The organism is Mesorhizobium sp. BHbdii, from assembly GCF_053848045.1.
Window position 1 is genome coordinate 240,275 of the sequence record NZ_JBSPKX010000005.1, and the last position, 16,104, is coordinate 256,378.

The window sequence follows — 16,104 nt, forward strand, 5'->3', positions numbered from 1 at the left end:
GGCATCGCATGCTTGCCGTCGATCCCGAAGTCCGCTAAATGCGCGCCTTTGCCGCCGGGAGCAGAAGCTTGGACGATCACCGCGCCGACGTCGCCATCATCATGGGAAGCCAGTCCGACTGGGCGACGATGCGCCACGCCGCCGAAACGCTGGAGGCACTGGGCATCCCGCACAAGCGGCTGATCGTTTCGGCTCATCGCACTCCCGACCGGCTCTATGACTTCGCCAAGGGCGCCAAGGCCGCCGGTTTTCGGGTGATCATCGCCGGCGCCGGCGGTGCGGCGCACCTGCCGGGCATGACGGCGGCGATGACGCCGCTTCCCGTTTTTGGCGTACCGGTAGAATCGAAGGCGCTTTCCGGACAGGACTCGCTGCTCTCTATCGTGCAGATGCCGGCCGGCATCCCGGTCGGCACGCTGGCCATCGGCAAGGCGGGCGCCACAAATGCCGCCCTTCTGGCCGCGGCCGTGCTGGCGCTGACCGACGAAAAGCTCGCCGCCCGGCTCGATGCCTGGCGCGCCGCCCAGACCGCCAAGGTCGCCGCAGAGCCCACGGACACGCCATGAGCCTGCCTGCCGGATCGACCATCGGCATCATCGGCGGCGGCCAGCTCGGCCGCATGCTGGCCATGGCCGCCGCCCGCCTCGGCTACCGCACGGTCGTGCTGGAGCCGCAGCCGGATTGCCCGGCGGCACAGGTCGCCAACCGGCAGATTGCCGCCGCCTATGACGACACGGCTGCGCTCGCCGAACTGGCGGCAGTCAGCGCCGTCGTCACCTACGAGTTCGAGAACGTGCCGGTCATGGCCGCCAGCGCGCTTGCCGTCACAGTCCCGGTCTATCCGCCGGCGCGCGCGCTGGAAGTGGCGCAGGACCGGGTGGCGGAGAAGAAATTCCTCAACGGCATCGGCATTCCCACGGCAGATTTCTGTCCCGTCGACAATGACGACGAGTTGACGGCGGCGCTGAAAAAGTTCGACGGCAGCGGCATATTGAAGACGCGGCGCATGGGCTATGACGGCAAGGGCCAGCGCGTGTTCCGCAACATGGAAACGGGCGGCTTTGCCGGCACCTGCGAGGCGATGGGCAACGTACCGTTGATCCTCGAATCCTTCGTCGACTTCGAACGCGAGATTTCGGTGATCGCGACGCGCGGCATGGATGGTTCGCTCGCCGCCTACGATCCGGCAGAAAACGTCCACCGTGACGGCATCCTGCACAGCTCGACCCTGCCGGCCAGGATAGGGTCCGAAACCGCCGCTGCAGCGCAGGCGGCGGCGGCAAAAATACTTGCGGCGCTCGATTATGTCGGCGTCATCGGCATCGAGTTCTTTGTCCTTGCCGACGGCGCGCTGCTGGCCAATGAGATCGCGCCGCGCGTCCACAATTCCGGCCACTGGACGGAAGCCGCCTGCATTGTCTCGCAGTTCGAGCAGCACATTCGCGCCGTCGCCGGCCTGCCGCTGGGAAATCCCGGCCGCCATCTCGACTGCGTCATGGAGAACCTGATCGGCGACGATGTCCTGCGCGTCCCGGCCCTGCTCGCCGAGCCCGATCTGATGCTGCATCTCTACGGCAAGGCCGAAGCGCGTCCCGGCCGCAAGATGGGCCATTTTACGCGAATGAGCCGTCACCGTTGAGGCTAGGGGGCGCCCCTCTACTGCCGTAGATAGAGCAGAAACTCAAAATCCGCCACACTGGCTTCATCCATGAAGCATGCTGCGGTTGACACGGGCAAGGCTCCTCGTTTATGAGCCACGCACAAGTTGAGAGGCGCGCTTTCCGAGCGCGCCTTAATAATTCGGCCCAAGCGGGCCCAGACCGACGGGCAAGACCATGAAGATCAAGAATTCGCTCAAGGCGCTCAAGGCGCGTCACCGCGACAACCAGCTGGTTCGCCGCAAGGGCCGCGTCTACATCATCAACAAGACCGCTCCGCGCTACAAGGCACGCCAGGGCTGAGTCTCTTCGCGTGGGGTGCCTGCCTCCGCGCTTGCATGATTTGCCGGCCTGCCGGCCCTTTCACGCTAAATTCAGTTTGACGATCTGCTGTCCGGGGTTAGATTCCGGTCATGCGGATTCTCTTTGCATTCTTCGCGGCGCTTTTTCTTTTCGGTTCCGCCTCGCTTCCGGCTCAAGCGGACGACGCGGTCGCCCCTCCGGTTGCCACGACCAGGGAGGCAAGGCTCGACCAGCTGTTTGTCGACCTGAAGCGCGAGCGCAATGAAAAGGCCGCCGAGCGCATCGCCGCGCGCATCTCGCACGAGTGGTCGCAATCCGGCAGCGCCTCGATCGACCTGATGATGCAATGGTCGCAAAAGGCGGCCGAAGAAAAAAAGTTCGACGTGGCGCTGGACTTCCTCGACCAGGTAGTGACCTTGCAACCGGCCTATGCGGAAGGCTGGAACCGGCGCGCGACCGTGCATTTCATGATGAATAACTTTGGAAAATCGATGGCGGACATCGACCGCACGCTGCAGCTCGAGCCGCGCCATTTTGGCGCACTGTCCGGCCTGGCGCAGATCATGGCCGTAACCGGCCACAAGCAGTCGGCGCTGGAAGCCTGGCAGCGCGTGCTCATTATCTACCCGATGATGCGCAGCGCCCAGGATCAGGTCGGCACGCTTTCGGAAGAACTTGCCGGCGAGGGTATTTGATTCCGCTAGTCTAGACTGAAAGTCTGGTGAGACCGTCGCGTCAGCCCAGTTCAAGAGCGCATACCCGGTTTCCTGCTACCGATGTCGCTCCGCAGGTGGCATTGTCAGTGCCGATATGAACCAACTTCTGCGACGAGTTTTTCCACAAGGACAGCCGCCGGCATCTCCCGCGACTTCGCAACGCCCTGCCCGGCCCAAATGGGCAAGAAATCAGCCCGCCTGCTTTCATCCGCTGCCATTGAAAGCGGCAAGACCAGGCTCGCCTGCAACGGAAACGCCAGCGCTGCATCTTCCTCGCCAGCCATCTCCATCACAAACCGGTTGCGCACCACGCGCGCCGGGCGGCCAGTGAAGCTGCGGGTCACCGCCGTGCTCTCGTCAGTGGCCGAGCGCAACGCCGCACGATAGACTGGCTGCACATTGGCCTCGGGGCACGCCAGGAATGCCGTGCCGATCTGCACACCGGAGGCACCGAGTGCAAAGCTGGCAGCAATACCGCGACCGTCGAAGATGCCGCCGGCTGCAATTACAGGCACGCGCACGGCATCAACGATCTGCGGCACCAGCGCCATTGTGCCGACTGTGCCGATAGCAAGGTCACCGGTGAATGTGCCGCGATGGCCACCCGCCTCGTATCCCTGAGCGATGATAGCGTCCACCCCCGCAGCCTCAAGCTGCTGCGCTTCTGAGACGGTGGTAGCCGAGCACAAGAGAGCACAGCCGGCCTCTTTCAGCTGCTGCACAATTTTGGCGTCGGGCAGGCCAAAGTGGAAGCTGACCACCTTTGGGCGTAGTTCGAGCACAATGTCGAGGCGCTCTTGATCGAAAGTGGGAAAGGGCTCGCCCGGCTGGGGCACGGGCCCGATGCCGACCTCGTCGTAGTAGCCGTGAAGGCGATCGCGCATGTGTTGAGCCGCCTCATCATCATGGGCTGGCAACGGGTGCGCAAAGAAGTTCACATTAATCGGACGATTGGTAGCGCGCTGTGTCGCCGTGAGTTGCTCCCGAATGGCGGCCCCTGGCAGAATGCCACATCCGAGCGAGCCAAGCGCCCCGGCATTGCTGACTGCCGCCGCGAGGTCCGGCGTGGCGATGCTGCTCATCGGCGCTTGGACAATCGGGTGCTCAATCCCCAGGAGCTTCAGAAGATCGGTGCGAATCCACATTGGATCACCTCCTCTTTTCCTCGAAGAGACTACCTCAACTGACTTCAAGCTCAAGTACGATGGGACCTACGACCTGCTTCAAACCGGGTGCAGTCTGATGCAAACCGCGGAGATGATCCCTAAGTCAGGCCTGAAACTGATGATGCTGGCTGCCGACATATTCAAGCCGCGCACCGTCCGGTCAGTGAAATCAGCAATCTCGTCGCTTCACCTATCTCGGCACTGCTTGTCGGTGAGGGCGACGTGTGGTTTCCTGTCCAGGATTGGGGTTGTTAGGCATCATGATTGCAGCTTATATCGACGAATTTATAATGTTTTGCGTCGGCCTATGGATGTCGGGCATCGGCTACGGGTTTCTCCAGATGCCAAACCAACCCCAGGCTGGACAACGGGCCTGGTTGGCACGCCTTCCCAGCCATTTCAAATGGATGGGGCCGCTCTTGCTGATAATCTCGATCGTACTCGCCGTCGCCTCGCGGACTTGATTCGGCCGCGGCCAGAACGTCGCTGCGCTCATGGTCTCATAGATGCAAGGCGTCAGCTTGGTGAATTCGCCGGTGAGCGGCTTAAAGCCCGTCGCGTTTGAAGAGATTCATGCGACGCGCTTTGGATGTTTGTTTTCATCCCAAGATCGCTGCGCATTTTTGGGCGACTTGCATTAGCCTCTGGCCTGCACGTCCGACCCGACATAGGCGATGCGCAGCATGTTGGTGGAGCCAGGCGTCCTCAGCGGCACGCCGGCCGTGATGATGACCCGATCGCCCGGCTTGCCGAACCCTTCATCCAAAGCGATGCGGCAGGCGCGGTCCACCATGTCGTCGAGGTCAATGGCGTCGGGCGAGACGACGCAATGCGTGCCCCACAGAAGCGACAGCCGCCGCGCCGTGTTGACGATCGGCGACAGCGCGACGATCGGCACCTGCGGCCGCTCGCGCGCGGCGCGCAGGCCGGTCGTGCCCGACGCCGTATAGCTGATGATCGCCGACAGTTTCAGCGTCTCGGCGATTTCGCGGGCGGCGAGCGAGATGGCGTCGGCGCCGGTCGCTTCCGGCTCCGAGCGCTGCGCATTGATGATGCCGGCATAGGTCGGGTCGGTTTCGACCTTGCTGGCGATGCGGTTCATCATCGCCACTGCCTCGACCGGGTAGGCGCCGGCCGCGGACTCGGCCGAGAGCATGATGGCGTCGGCGCCTTCGAACACGGCGATCGAGACGTCCGACACCTCGGCGCGGGTCGGCACCGGCGCGGCGATCATCGATTCCAGCATCTGCGTGGCGATCACCACCGGCTTGCCGGCGCGGCGCGCGGCGCGGGTGATCTGCTTTTGGATGCCGGGCACGGCTTCGAGCGGCATTTCGACGCCGAGATCGCCGCGGGCAACCATCAAGGCATCCGAAAGTTCGATGATCTCGGGCAGCCGGGCGACGGCCTGAGGCTTTTCGATCTTGGCCATGATGAGCGCCCGGCCGCGCGCGATCTTGCGCGCTTCCGCCAAATCCTCCGGACGCTGGACGAATGACAGCGCCACCCAGTCGACGCCGGTGGCCAGCACCGCATCGAGATCCCTGCGGTCCTTTTCGGTCAGCGCGCCGACCGGCAGGTCGGTGTCGGGCAGGCTGACGCCCTTCTTGTCGGAGATGCTGGTGCCGGCGACGACGATGCAGACGATCGCCTTGCCGTCGCTCTTCACCGCCTTCAGCTCGAGCTTGCCGTCGTCGATCAAAAGGCGGTGACCGGCCTCGACCGATCTCAGGATTTCCGGGTGGGGCAGATAGACCCTGGTCGAATTGCCGGGCTCGGGATTGTCGTCGAGCGTGAAGGTCTGGCCGAGTGTCAGCGTCTCTTTGCCGTTGGCAAACTTGCCGACCCGCAGCTTGGGCCCCTGCAGATCGGCGAGAATGCCGATCGGCCGGCCGACCGCTTTCTCGACGGTGCGGATGCGACCGACAAGTGTGCGCATCAATTCATGATCGGTGTGGCTCATATTGATGCGAAACACGTCGGCGCCGGCTTCGAAGAGCTTCTTCAGCATGTCCTCGGAGGAGGAGGCCGGACCGATAGTGGCGAGTATCTTGACCTTGCGGCTGCGTCTCATTGACTGTTTGTTCCCGGGGCGGCTGGAACGCCCCCCGTTGCGGGGTCATCGGTCAGCTGGACCATCCAGCTTGCCTGCTCGCCCGTGTCATATTCCTGGAATCCGGCGCGCTGGAAGCCCCGGGCGACGCAATCGGTAACGCCGGCGATCTTGAACTCTTTTTCGGCCACGCACATGTTGATCGGGCCATCCCAGCGCCCGCCGCGCTCGGCGTCTTCTGCATAAAGATAGTAAAATCTTGATGACAGCGGCCCTTCGATCAGCGTCTTGCAGCTCGATCCCTCGATGTGCCACCAGCCTTCGGTGATCCAGCCGGCTTTGGCGCGATAGCCGATGCCGACGCCGACCAGATTCTGCGTGGCGTTGCAGACACGGAAATCGGCGCGCGCCGGCGAGGCCGCAACCATCGCGGCGAGGCCCACAGCAAGGGTGAGGAGCGGCATGGCGAAGGCATAGCGCACGCGCGGCCTGCCGGCGGAACCCATCCTGAAATCCCTCAAGAACCACATTCGCATCTCTCAACGCCCCTTTTCGGAAAAGTCCGGGCGCATGTCAACGCGCCCTTTTGCTCAATTCCAATCGATTTAGAAAGGCTTCGGCGCACGATCTTTTGTCTTCCGCCAGATTTCCGCAGAAACCGTGGCCAAACGACGGCATTGCGTAATCATCCCCTTCGTGGGATGACGATACCATCCTCCCCGGAAGCCAGCGAACAGACCATTTCCCGCCGATGACCCGATCCACAGTTTTCGCGCCTTTCGACATCGTCGAGGGCGACCGCAAGCGAGGCATCGTGCTTTTGGCCGATCACGCCCGTCGCGACTTGCCGGAAGAGTATGGCAGCCTCGGCTTGCCGGCGGCGGAATTCGGTCGCCATATCGCCTACGACATCGGTGTCGAGACGGTGACGCGCGAACTGGCAGCTTTGCTCGGCGTGCCGGCGGTACTCGCCAATTTTTCGCGACTTCTGATCGATCCCAATCGCGGCGAGGACGATCCGACGCTGATCCGCCAACTCTATGACGGCACCGTCATTTCGGGAAATTATCCACTTGCCTTGAAAGAACGTGAAAGGCGGCTCGACCGCTTCTATCGGCCCTATCACGATGCGGTCGGCGCTATGATCGCCTCGGTGGCACAGGCTTCCGCAAGCGCGCCCTTCATCTTTTCGGTACATTCCTTCACCCCATTCATGCAGGGATTCGTGCGCCCTTGGCATGTTGGAGTCTTGTGGGATCGCGACGACCGGGTGGCGCGACCGCTGATCGAAATGCTTGCCGAGGACAAAAGCCTTGTCGTTGGCGACAACGAGCCCTATGACGGCGCATTGCGGGGCGACACCATGTTCAGGCATGCCATAGTCAATGGCTTTGCCCATGCGCTGATCGAAATCCGTCAGGACCTGATCGCCGGTCGCAAGGATGCGGTCTCCTGGGCCGAACGGCTGGCGCCGATCGTTGACGCGATCAACCGCCGTCCCGATATACATCACGTCAAACGATTCGGCTCGCGCACCGGGCCGCTGTAAGGAGGTTTCGATGACGGAACTCAGCGACGAGCAAAAACGCGATTTCGAAGCCGCCGCCTTTCGCCGGCTGGTCGCGCATCTGCGCGAACGCACGGACGTGCAGAACATCGACCTGATGAACCTCGCCGGCTTCTGCCGCAACTGTCTCTCCAACTGGTATCGCGACGCCGCGGAGGCCGAGGGCATCGATCTCAGCAAGGACCAATCGCGCGAGATCATCTACGGCATGCCCTATGCCGAATGGCAGGCGCTCAACCAGACTGATGCCTCCGATGCCAAGAAGGCGGAGTTCGAGGCAAGAGTCCCCACGGATCACTAACCGATCGGCTCTCGCCAACCTCGAGCTCAAGCGAGTCGCTTGGCCCAAGCACTTTCAAGAACGAGCGCTTGACTGAGGATTGAATCGATCTAATTTGCCGCGCGAAGCTATTTTGGCACCGGATTCTACACGATGGACACGCTAAAAATCATGCAGACCGCCATTCGTGGACGATGGGCCGTGGCGGCCATCTTCCTCGCCAATGGTTTTCTGACCGGCGCCTGGGCGCCGCAGATCCCGGTGGTCCTGACCCGGCTGGATATCAGCAAATTTACGCTTGGCCTGCTGATCTTGCTGTTCGGTGCCGGCGCGGTCACAGCCATGACTTGGTGCGGCCACCTGATCTCCAGGCATGGTTCGCGCACCGTGCTGCGCTGGTTCGGTCTCATCGGCAGCTTCGGCCTGCTGGTTGTGGCGCTTGCCCCCAACGTGCCGCTGGCGGCCATAGCCATGTTCATCTTCGGCGGTTCGATCGGCGGCATGGATGTCGCTATGAACGCTAATGCGGTCGTGGTGGAACGGCGGTTGTCCCGCGCCATCATGTCGTCCTCGCACGGCTTCTGGAGCCTTGGCGGTTTCGCCGGCGGCGCTCTCGGCGGCTTCGCCATCCAGAACTACGGTCATCTCGCCCATGCGATGGTCGTGACAGCTGTCGCTTTCGCAGTGATTGCAGTGGCAGTCCGCTACCTGATCGCCGAGGATAAGCCTCAGGTGACCAACCATCACAAATTCGCGCTGCCTGGAAATCCGCTGGTCTATCTGGTCGGACTGATGGCGTTGCTGACGATGATCTCCGAGGGTGCGGTGCTCGACTGGGCGGCGCTTTACCTGCAACAGGAGCTCGGCACCGACCTTGCCATAGCGGGTTTGGCCTACGCCGCTTTTTCCGGCGTCATGGCCGTCATGCGCTTCGCTGGCGACGGAGTCCGCAACCGTTTCGGTGCCGTGACGACGCTGCGCGTCTCGGCGCTTGTCGCCGCCGCCGGCATGCTGGTGGCCGGGCTGGCGCCCTCGCCCTGGCTCGCCATCTCAGCCTTTGCCTTTTGCGGCTTCGGCATCGCCAATATGGTGCCGATCCTGTTTTCGGCCGGTGGCAACCAGGAAGGCATGTCGTCCGGCACCGGCATGAGCGTCGTCACCACCATGGGCTATTCCGGCATTCTGGTGGCGCCGTCGGCAATCGGCTTCATCGCCGAGCATTCAAGCTTCGGTCCGATCTTCGTGGCTTTGTCGGGACTGCTGGTCGTCGTATTTTTGATGGCCGGGCTCGCTCACCGCGCCGAATTCGCGCCCGACGCAGCACCAGCCGAATAGCGTTTCAACTCCTTATAGAGGAAATCCGCGACACGGCGGATGCGCACGCTGGTGCGCACGTCCCGGTGCATGGCCAGCCATACCGGCAGCGTCGGCAGCGCGAGGGCCGGCAGCACTGTCTCCACCAGCGGATCGCGATCGGCCAGCGGCTCCTGGCCGAAGCCGATGCCGTTTCCCGACCGCACCGCCTCCCAAAGCACGATTTGGTTGTCGGTCCTGAAGCGGAAGGCATTGCGGGTGAGCGGGACACCAAACTGGGCAAAGCCGCGAATGATCTCATCGCTGCGGTCGAAGCCGATCAGATCGTGGCCGGCAAGATCGCCGGGTTCGCGCGGACGGCCACGCCGGTCGAGATAGGATTTTGCCGCGCAGGCGCGGAGCGGAATGTCTGCCACTTTACGCGCCACCAACTCGTTCTGCGCCGGCTTCACCATGCGGATGGCAATGTCTGCATCGCGGCGCAAGAGATTCTCGACCTGGTTCGACGCGACGATCTCGACCTCGATGCCGGGTTCCTCGGCGCCCAGCCGAGCCGTCATCTCGGGCAGGACATAGGCAGCCACCACCTCGCTGGCGGCAATGCGTACCGTGCCTTCGATCGCCTCGACCGATCCCAGCGCCAATAGCGAAAAGGCGCTTGCCTGCTCGCTCACTGCCCGGCCGCGTTCGTAGAGCGTGCTGCCGGCTTCCGTCAGCGCATAGCCGCGCCGCCCGCGCCGGAACAGGGTGACGCCGAGCGCCTGCTCCAGCTCGGCGATATGGCGGCCGAGCGTCGGCTGGCTTGCAGCCAGCTTGCGCGCGGCCGCGGACAGACTGCCGGTTTCCGCCACTGTGACGAAACTCTTGATCAGATTCCAGTCGATTTCCATTCAAAAATGAATATCACGTCGCCAAATCCAGTCAATTTCCATTCGTTTGCAGACGGATCATATTGTGGCTGTGACGCAAACACGGAGACGACAAATGACTAAGATCGCAATTCTGGGTGCCAATGGCCGACTCGGCCGCGTGGTGACTAAGGCCTTCATCAACGCTGGCTATGAAGTCCGCGCTATCACCCGCAGCGGCAAGATCGCGGCAGAACTCACAGGCGCCATCGCCGTCGCCGGCGACGGGCTCGATCGCGAAGCGCTTATCCGCGCCACCGAAGGCGTCGACATAATCTTCAACGGCCTCAACCCGATCTACACCGACTGGGGCAAGTGCCTGCCGATGGCCGAGAATGTCATGGCGGCGTGCCGGGCGAACGACGCATTGCACCTCGCTCCCGGCAGCGTTTACAATTACGGCTCGCCGATGCCGGAGGTCATCACCGAAGACACGCCGTTCCACCCGACGACCGAAAAGGGCCACATCCGCGTCGCCATGGAAGACCTCTTTCGCCGCGATGCCGAAGCGGGTCGAGTGCGCACCATTCTGCTGCGGGCCGGCGATTTCTTCGGCGGCACCGGCAGCGGAGCGTGGTTCGATCTGATCGTCGCCGCCAAGATGGACAAGGGCGTCTATACCGCTCCCGGGCCGGTCGATCTCGTGCATGAATGGGCCTACCTTCCGGACTTGGCCAAGGCGTTCGTCGGGCTAGCCGAGAATCTCTACAAGCTCGGCTCCTACGAAGCGCTGAACTTTCCCGGCCACGCCGTTACCGATCTCGAGATCAAGGCGGCCGCGGAAAAAGCGCTCGGGCGCACGCTGAAACTGACGTCGATGCCGTGGTGGGTGCTGCGCGCTGGCAGCCCGTTCGTGGCAATGTGGCGCGAGATCGTGTCGATGTCCTATCTGCGCTTCGAACCGCACCGGCTGGTCTCGGCAAGGCTGGAAGGCATCATCGGCACGATCGCGCATACGCCTCTGCATAAGGCGGTGGCAGGCGCTCTCGATGATCTCAATGTCGCTACGATTGACGGCGTTTCGAAAGCTGCCTGAAAACGGAAAGTGGTCACTACCCAGCGGATGATCCGAACCGAAGGCTCGGAAAGGACCAAGCGAAAATCAAATGCTACAGCGCTGCGCCCTCAGAAGGCGCGCAGCGCTGTACGTTGTCGAGCGCACCAAACTCCGGGTCAAATCCTGCCCATCAGCAGCAACACCAGCAGCACGATCAGGATGACGCCGACGATGCCGGAGGGACCATAACCCCAGGAACGCGAATGAGGCCATGCCGGCACCGCGCCGATCAGAATGAGGATCAGAATGATGACGAGAATGGTGCTGAGCGTCATGAGAAACTCCCCGCTTTGAGGTGTCGCATGACAGACAATGCAAAAGGCCGCTGGGTTGTTCCCGGCGGCCTTTTCTTTGCGCGATCAGAATACGCTCGGCACTCCAAGCAAAGTTGGCCTATTCGGCGGCCTTCGGGAAGGCGACCGCCGACTCGTCAAACGAGCCCGGTCTTGCGGGCGCCTCGACAGTCGCACCGACTGTCTTGCCGCGCCGGAACACCCGACGGAAGAATGCATAAAAGCGGCTGTTCTTACTGCGCGTGAACACCATCAGCATCGACGGTGTCACCACTAGCGTCAGCAAGGTGGCGAAGGACAGGCCGAAGACGATCGCCGACGACAGCGATATCCACCATTGCGTCGACGGCGCGTTGATCGTCGTCTCGTGATGGAAGATTTCGAGACCGAGGCCGAAAGCGATCGGCAGCACGCCGAGGATCGCCGACACCGCCGTCAGCACGACCGGCCGGGCACGCTCACGGCAGGTCTGCAGCACCGCGTCCATCTTGTCCCAGCCCTCTTCGCGCAGCCGGTCATAAGTGTCGATCAGCACGATGTTGTTGTTCACCACCACGCCGGCGAGCGCGATGACGCCGATGCCCGACATGACGATGCCGAACGCCTCTCCTGTCAAAAGCAATCCCAGGAACACCCCGACCGTCGCCATGACCACGCAGGACAGCACCAGCCAGACGCTGGTGAACTTGTTGAACTGCATCAGAAGCACCAGGAAGATCAGGAAGATCGCGGCACCGAAGGCCTTGCTGAGAAAGGCGCTGGCCTCGGCGCTGTCCTCGTTCGAGCCGGCGAGCTTCCAGCGTATGCCGCTGCCGAGATCCATATCGGCGACCGCCTGGCTGACCTGCTGCTGGACAGAAGCGACTTGCTCGCCGGCGGCGACATTGGCCTGGACGACCACCGTGCGCGCGCCGTCGATGCGGTTGAGGATACCGACGGTCGGCTCGGGCTTGCGCACGACGAAATTCGAGATCGGCACCGAACCTTGCGAAGTCTGCACCCTGAGGTCGTCGAGTGTCGACAGCGTGCGCCGGTCCTCGGGCAGACGCAGCCTGATGTCGACGGCGTCGTCAGCACCGGCTGGCCGGTATTCACTGAGTTTCAGCCCGTTCGTCACCAGTTGCACAACCGTTCCGACCGAGGTCGGGCTGATGCCGTATTGCGCCGCCTTGGCGCGATCGACGTCGAGCGCCCAGTCGACGCCGGGCGGCGGCAGGCCGTCGGAAATGTCGATGACGCCGGGCACCTTGGCAATGCGCGCGGCGACGGCGCGCGCCTTGTCGTCGAGACCTTTCGGGTCGACGGCCGAAAGCCTGATCTGGATCGGCTTGCCGGTGGGCGGGCCGGCCTCGGGCACGCGAACCTCGACGTCAACGCCGGGAATGCCGGCCATGACGCCGCGCAGTTCGTCCAGGATCGCGTTCGCCGATTTGCGCTCGCGCCAGTCGACGAACTCGTACTGGATTACGCCGACTACGTCTTCAGGAATGTCCTGGCCGCCGCCTTGGGTCTTGCCGACACGGGTGTAGACCGATTTCACGCCCGGCCAGCCAAGAAGCCGGTTCTCGGCGGTCTTCGTGGCGGCATCCATTTCGGCGAGCGAAAGGTTGCCGCGGGCGTGCACATAGAGCAGGCCGTAGTCAGGCTCGACATTCGGGAAGAACTCGACGCCGGCGCCGTATTTCGAATAGGCAAAGCCGACACCGAACAAAAGGCCAACGGTGAGCAGAAGTACGGTAATGGGAAAGCGAACCGCCTGCTTGACCACGGCCATGTACCAGCCGTCGCGGTTGTCATTCTCGTGATGCGGCGGCGCCTTGGCGACCAGAGCGCCGAGCGCCGGCGCAAAGACCAGCGCATAGAGCATCGAGGCCGAAAGCGTGACGATCAGCGTGATCGGCATGTATTTCATGAAATCGCCGATGATACCCGGCCAGAACAGCAGCGGCGAGAAGGCGGCGATGCGCGTCATCGTCGCGGCGATAACTGGACCGGCCATGCGCTTGGCGGCAAGTGCGAAGGCCTCTGCCTTAGGCATGCCTTCGCTCATCCGCCGCTCGGCGAATTCGGTGACGATGATGGCGTCATCGACGAGCATGCCGACCGCCAGGATGAGGCTGAACAGCACGATCATATTGATCGTGTAGCCCATCATGGCCAACAGCAGAATGCCGATCAGGAAGGACGATGGGATGGCCAGTCCGATCAGCAGCGATGCACGGCCCGAGAGCGCGTAGAGAATGACGATGAACACCAGGATCACGGCGATCATGACGTGATTCTGCAGATCGCCGAGCAACTGGTTGACGAAGACCGATTTGTCCTGCGTGTAGGTGACGTGCATACCTTCCGGCATGGTTTTTATGAAGGCATCGGACACGGCCCTCACCTGGGCGATCGTGTCGATCAGGTTGGAGCCGATGCGCTTCTTCACCTCGATGGCGATCGCCGGCTTGCCGTCGAGACGGGTCACCGTCTCGGCGTCCTTGAAGGTGGAGCGGACGGTGGCGATATCCTTGGCCTGCACCACGGCATTGGGGCCGGCGACGATCGGAAGCGTCGCCACGTCCTCCGGCGTCTCGATCAGCGACGGCACCTTGACCGCGTATTTGCCCTCGGATCCTTCGATGTTGCCGGCGGCGACAAGACTGTTGGAATCACCGACAGCGCCGATCAGTTGCTCGAGCTGCAGCCCGTAGGAAGACAGTTTCATCGGATCGATGACGACTTCGACGAGATCGTCGCGGGCGCCCTGCAGCGAGCCCTCCAGCACGCCAGGCACTTCCTCAATGCGGTCGCGCAACTCGCGCGCCGCCGCCGTCAGCATGCGCTCGGGCACTTCGCCCGACAGGGTCACGACAAGGACGGGGAACTCGGAGACGTTGACTTCGGAGACTACAGGCTCCTCGGCAGCCTGCGGCAGGTCGGCCTTGCCATCCTGGACCTTGCTGCGCGTGTCCTGCAACGCCGTCGCCAGATCCGTCTGCGGGTGGAATTCGACCAGCACGTAACCGCCGCCCTGGAAGGCCGCCGAACGCATCTCCTTGAGACCTTTGAGGCTTTTCAGCTTGGCTTCCATCGGCCGCAGCAGAAGGCGTTCCGAATCCTCAGGCGAGATGCCCTGATAGATCAGGCTGACATACATCATGGGAATCGGAACGTCGGGTTCCGCCTCCTTCGGTGTCGACTGATAGGCGACCGCACCCGCAAGGATGAGGAAGACCAAGACCGAAATGGTCAGCCGGGCGTTCTTGATTGCGAGTTTTACGATATCCATGATTACTGCGTCCCGGCCGTCGCTTCGCCCAACAGCTTTTGGATGGTCGCCCGGTCGGCCTCGACCGGCTTGACCACTTCGCCTTCCTTCACCAGTTCCTGGCCGGCGACGATGATGCGCGCATCGGCGGGGATGCCGCCGAGCACTAGGCCGGTTGGCGTGTCGTCGACCAGGTCGATCGGGAAGAACACGACCTTGTCGTCCTTGTCGACGGCGCGAATGCCGAGGTCGCCCTTGTCGCCCAGCGTCACCACGGAGCGCGGCAGAATGACGGCGTCGGTCGGTTGCGCGCTTAGCGCGATCTCGGCGGTCATCCCGGCCGGAATAGTGCCCTTGGGGTTGGGGATTGCGATCTCGACGCGGAAGGTGCGGGTGGCGGACGAGGCGTCGCGGCTGATATAACGCACGGTGCCCTCGACATTCTGGCCGCTGACCAACCGGACATTCGCCTTGTCGCCGATCTTCAGATAGCCGAGATCGCGTTCGCTGACCTCGCCGCGGGCGATCACCGGATCAAGGCTCAGAATGGTCGCCACTTCGCCGCCCTGCATCACGGAACTGCCAAGCTCCACCGGCACTCGGTCGATGACGCCGTCGAAGGGCGCCTTCACTTCGTTGCGGTCAAGCTCGGCTTGCGCCGTCTCCAGCAGAGCCTGCGCCGAGGTCAAATTCGAGCGCGCCGTATCGAGCTGCAGCTTGGGCAGATTGCCGGTTTTCGCCAACCGCAACGCCGCATCGAGTTCGGCCTGACGCTGAACCAGAAGCTGCTTGGCGTTGCTGACCGCTGAAAGCTTTTCCTCGGCTGCCAACATCAGCACAAGGTCGCCGGTCTTGACGCGCTGTCCCTGCTTGACCGGAAGCTTGTCGATGACGCCGGCGACGCGCGTCGCCAGGACCGCGCGCTTATCGGCTTCGGTCAGTCCGGAAATACGGATGGCGCGCGCATAGGTACGCCTGGGCGGAGTTATGGTCGCGACGGTGCGCAGGGGCGCCTTGGGCTGTTCTGCCTCACTGGGCTTGGCCTTGCTGGCGTCAGCCGCCTTTGGCTGCTCGACCTCCCCCGCCTTCGCCTTGGGTTCGTTGTCGGCGGCCGCGCTGCCGACGGACGAGAACTCGCCCGTCACCATCCATGCAGCGAACCCGACAAGCACAACAATGGCTGCAAGCTTGTGAAACCTGTATTTCGGCATCGTCGTTTTTCCAGTGCGCGGGGTTCGGCCAGGCCGCGTCCTCTAACTCGGGCGCGTCGCCGATATGGGTGCGCGCAAGGCCGTGTTCAACTTGCCGTGATCGGCGAATGAGCTTCTACATCAAAGTTGCACCGCAATATAGTCAGAAAAGTCGATGGGTAATACTTCGCTGGGCAGGATTCGCCCGCCGCCATGAGGCGCGCCGGATCAGCGCAGCCGTTCCGTCTGCCACATGGCGGTCGGCGCAGCGCGGATACGAAAGCAACCGCTAGACCGCGACCCTCGGACGAACCCTCGGCTGCATCAACCGTCATCGTTGCCG

Annotated in this window: 15 protein-coding genes; 8 read left to right on the forward strand and 7 right to left on the reverse strand. The window is 62.9% G+C overall.

Annotated elements, in window-relative coordinates; genetic code table 11:
• Positions 1-68 precede the first annotated feature (68 nt).
• From purE to ACWTU8_RS24720, 4 genes are all read left to right on the forward strand, one after another.
• Entirely contained in the window at positions 69-566 is a 498-nt protein-coding gene (gene purE, locus ACWTU8_RS24705; protein WP_065011353.1) for a 5-(carboxyamino)imidazole ribonucleotide mutase, read from the forward strand.
• On the forward strand, positions 563-1,639 hold the full coding sequence (locus ACWTU8_RS24710) for a 5-(carboxyamino)imidazole ribonucleotide synthase (protein WP_455850216.1): 1,077 nt from the start codon (positions 563-565) through the stop codon (positions 1,637-1,639). Before purE ends, ACWTU8_RS24710 begins: the two co-directional genes overlap by 4 nt.
• A gap of 196 nt (positions 1,640-1,835) precedes the next feature.
• Positions 1,836-1,961 (forward strand): type B 50S ribosomal protein L36, encoded by a 126-nt coding sequence (gene ykgO / locus ACWTU8_RS24715; protein WP_006327841.1) that lies wholly within the window; start codon positions 1,836-1,838, stop codon positions 1,959-1,961.
• A 110-nt stretch (positions 1,962-2,071) separates the two neighbouring features.
• Positions 2,072-2,656, forward strand: coding sequence for a tetratricopeptide repeat protein (locus tag ACWTU8_RS24720; protein ID WP_455850217.1), 585 nt, complete (start codon positions 2,072-2,074; stop codon positions 2,654-2,656).
• 104 nt (positions 2,657-2,760) lie between these two features.
• On the opposite strand, the gene ACWTU8_RS24725 is transcribed toward ACWTU8_RS24720, so the two are convergent.
• The 3 genes from ACWTU8_RS24725 to ACWTU8_RS24735 form a co-directional block, all read right to left on the reverse strand.
• Positions 2,761-3,822, reverse strand: coding sequence for an NAD(P)H-dependent flavin oxidoreductase (locus ACWTU8_RS24725; protein ID WP_455850218.1), 1,062 nt, complete (start codon positions 3,820-3,822; stop codon positions 2,761-2,763).
• Positions 3,823-4,480: 658 nt separating this feature from the next.
• Positions 4,481-5,917 carry a pyruvate kinase gene (gene pyk, locus ACWTU8_RS24730; RefSeq protein ID WP_455850219.1) on the reverse strand — a complete coding sequence of 479 codons (1,437 nt, stop codon included), beginning with the start codon at positions 5,915-5,917 and terminating at the stop codon, positions 4,481-4,483.
• Positions 5,914-6,360 (reverse strand): DUF1036 domain-containing protein, encoded by a 447-nt coding sequence (locus ACWTU8_RS24735; protein ID WP_245316137.1) that lies wholly within the window; start codon positions 6,358-6,360, stop codon positions 5,914-5,916. The genes pyk and ACWTU8_RS24735 overlap by 4 nt, the downstream gene beginning before the upstream one ends.
• Positions 6,361-6,647: 287 nt before the next feature.
• Between ACWTU8_RS24735 and ACWTU8_RS24740 the strand changes: the two genes are divergently transcribed.
• From ACWTU8_RS24740 to ACWTU8_RS24750, 3 genes are all read left to right on the forward strand, one after another.
• Positions 6,648-7,445 carry an N-formylglutamate amidohydrolase gene (locus ACWTU8_RS24740; RefSeq protein WP_455850220.1) on the forward strand — a complete coding sequence of 266 codons (798 nt, stop codon included), beginning with the start codon at positions 6,648-6,650 and terminating at the stop codon, positions 7,443-7,445.
• 10 nt (positions 7,446-7,455) lie between these two features.
• Positions 7,456-7,764 carry a DUF1244 domain-containing protein gene (locus tag ACWTU8_RS24745; protein ID WP_455850221.1) on the forward strand — a complete coding sequence of 103 codons (309 nt, stop codon included), beginning with the start codon at positions 7,456-7,458 and terminating at the stop codon, positions 7,762-7,764.
• Positions 7,765-7,896: 132 nt separating this feature from the next.
• A complete protein-coding gene (locus ACWTU8_RS24750; protein ID WP_455850222.1) occupies positions 7,897-9,078 on the forward strand; it encodes an MFS transporter in 1,182 nt (393 codons plus the stop codon).
• On the opposite strand, the gene ACWTU8_RS24755 is transcribed toward ACWTU8_RS24750, so the two are convergent.
• The gene (locus ACWTU8_RS24755) at positions 9,036-9,947 is read right to left on the reverse strand and encodes a LysR family transcriptional regulator (protein ID WP_455850223.1); all 912 of its coding nucleotides are present in this window, start codon (positions 9,945-9,947) and stop codon (positions 9,036-9,038) included. The two genes, ACWTU8_RS24750 and ACWTU8_RS24755, sit on opposite strands and share 43 nt — an antisense overlap.
• Positions 9,948-10,041: 94 nt before the next feature.
• On the opposite strand from ACWTU8_RS24755, the gene ACWTU8_RS24760 reads away from it, so the two are divergent.
• Complete coding sequence (locus ACWTU8_RS24760; protein WP_455850224.1) at positions 10,042-11,001, forward strand: SDR family oxidoreductase; 960 nt, start codon at positions 10,042-10,044, stop codon at positions 10,999-11,001.
• A 137-nt stretch (positions 11,002-11,138) separates the two neighbouring features.
• Here the strand turns inward: ACWTU8_RS24760 and ACWTU8_RS24765 are convergent, their stop codons facing one another.
• From ACWTU8_RS24765 to ACWTU8_RS24775, 3 genes are all read right to left on the reverse strand, one after another.
• A complete protein-coding gene (locus ACWTU8_RS24765; protein ID WP_036267059.1) occupies positions 11,139-11,297 on the reverse strand; it encodes a DUF3309 family protein in 159 nt (52 codons plus the stop codon).
• 118 nt (positions 11,298-11,415) lie between these two features.
• On the reverse strand, positions 11,416-14,592 hold the full coding sequence (locus tag ACWTU8_RS24770) for an efflux RND transporter permease subunit (protein ID WP_455850225.1): 3,177 nt from the start codon (positions 14,590-14,592) through the stop codon (positions 11,416-11,418).
• Positions 14,593-14,594: 2 nt separating this feature from the next.
• Positions 14,595-15,782 (reverse strand): efflux RND transporter periplasmic adaptor subunit, encoded by a 1,188-nt coding sequence (locus ACWTU8_RS24775; RefSeq protein ID WP_455850226.1) that lies wholly within the window; start codon positions 15,780-15,782, stop codon positions 14,595-14,597.
• Between the last annotated feature and the right edge of the window lie 322 nt (positions 15,783-16,104).

Excerpts from the sequence above, each read along its gene's own strand:
- ACWTU8_RS24720 (WP_455850217.1), top strand. The coding sequence starts at position 2,072 with ATGCGGATTCTCTTTGCATTCTTCGCGGCGCTTTTTCTTTTCGGTTCC.
- ACWTU8_RS24775 (WP_455850226.1), bottom strand. The coding sequence starts at position 15,782 with ATGCCGAAATACAGGTTTCACAAGCTTGCAGCCATTGTTGTGCTTGTC.
- ACWTU8_RS24755 (WP_455850223.1), bottom strand. The coding sequence starts at position 9,947 with ATGGAAATCGACTGGAATCTGATCAAGAGTTTCGTCACAGTGGCGGAA.
- ACWTU8_RS24765 (WP_036267059.1), bottom strand. The coding sequence starts at position 11,297 with ATGACGCTCAGCACCATTCTCGTCATCATTCTGATCCTCATTCTGATC.
- ACWTU8_RS24750 (WP_455850222.1), top strand. The coding sequence starts at position 7,897 with ATGGACACGCTAAAAATCATGCAGACCGCCATTCGTGGACGATGGGCC.
- ykgO (WP_006327841.1), top strand. The coding sequence starts at position 1,836 with ATGAAGATCAAGAATTCGCTCAAGGCGCTCAAGGCGCGTCACCGCGAC.
- ACWTU8_RS24740 (WP_455850220.1), top strand. The coding sequence starts at position 6,648 with ATGACCCGATCCACAGTTTTCGCGCCTTTCGACATCGTCGAGGGCGAC.
- pyk (WP_455850219.1), bottom strand. The coding sequence starts at position 5,917 with ATGAGACGCAGCCGCAAGGTCAAGATACTCGCCACTATCGGTCCGGCC.
- ACWTU8_RS24770 (WP_455850225.1), bottom strand. The coding sequence starts at position 14,592 with ATGGATATCGTAAAACTCGCAATCAAGAACGCCCGGCTGACCATTTCG.
- ACWTU8_RS24725 (WP_455850218.1), bottom strand. The coding sequence starts at position 3,822 with ATGTGGATTCGCACCGATCTTCTGAAGCTCCTGGGGATTGAGCACCCG.
- ACWTU8_RS24710 (WP_455850216.1), top strand. The coding sequence starts at position 563 with ATGAGCCTGCCTGCCGGATCGACCATCGGCATCATCGGCGGCGGCCAG.
- ACWTU8_RS24745 (WP_455850221.1), top strand. The coding sequence starts at position 7,456 with ATGACGGAACTCAGCGACGAGCAAAAACGCGATTTCGAAGCCGCCGCC.
- ACWTU8_RS24735 (WP_245316137.1), bottom strand. The coding sequence starts at position 6,360 with ATGCCGCTCCTCACCCTTGCTGTGGGCCTCGCCGCGATGGTTGCGGCC.
- ACWTU8_RS24760 (WP_455850224.1), top strand. The coding sequence starts at position 10,042 with ATGACTAAGATCGCAATTCTGGGTGCCAATGGCCGACTCGGCCGCGTG.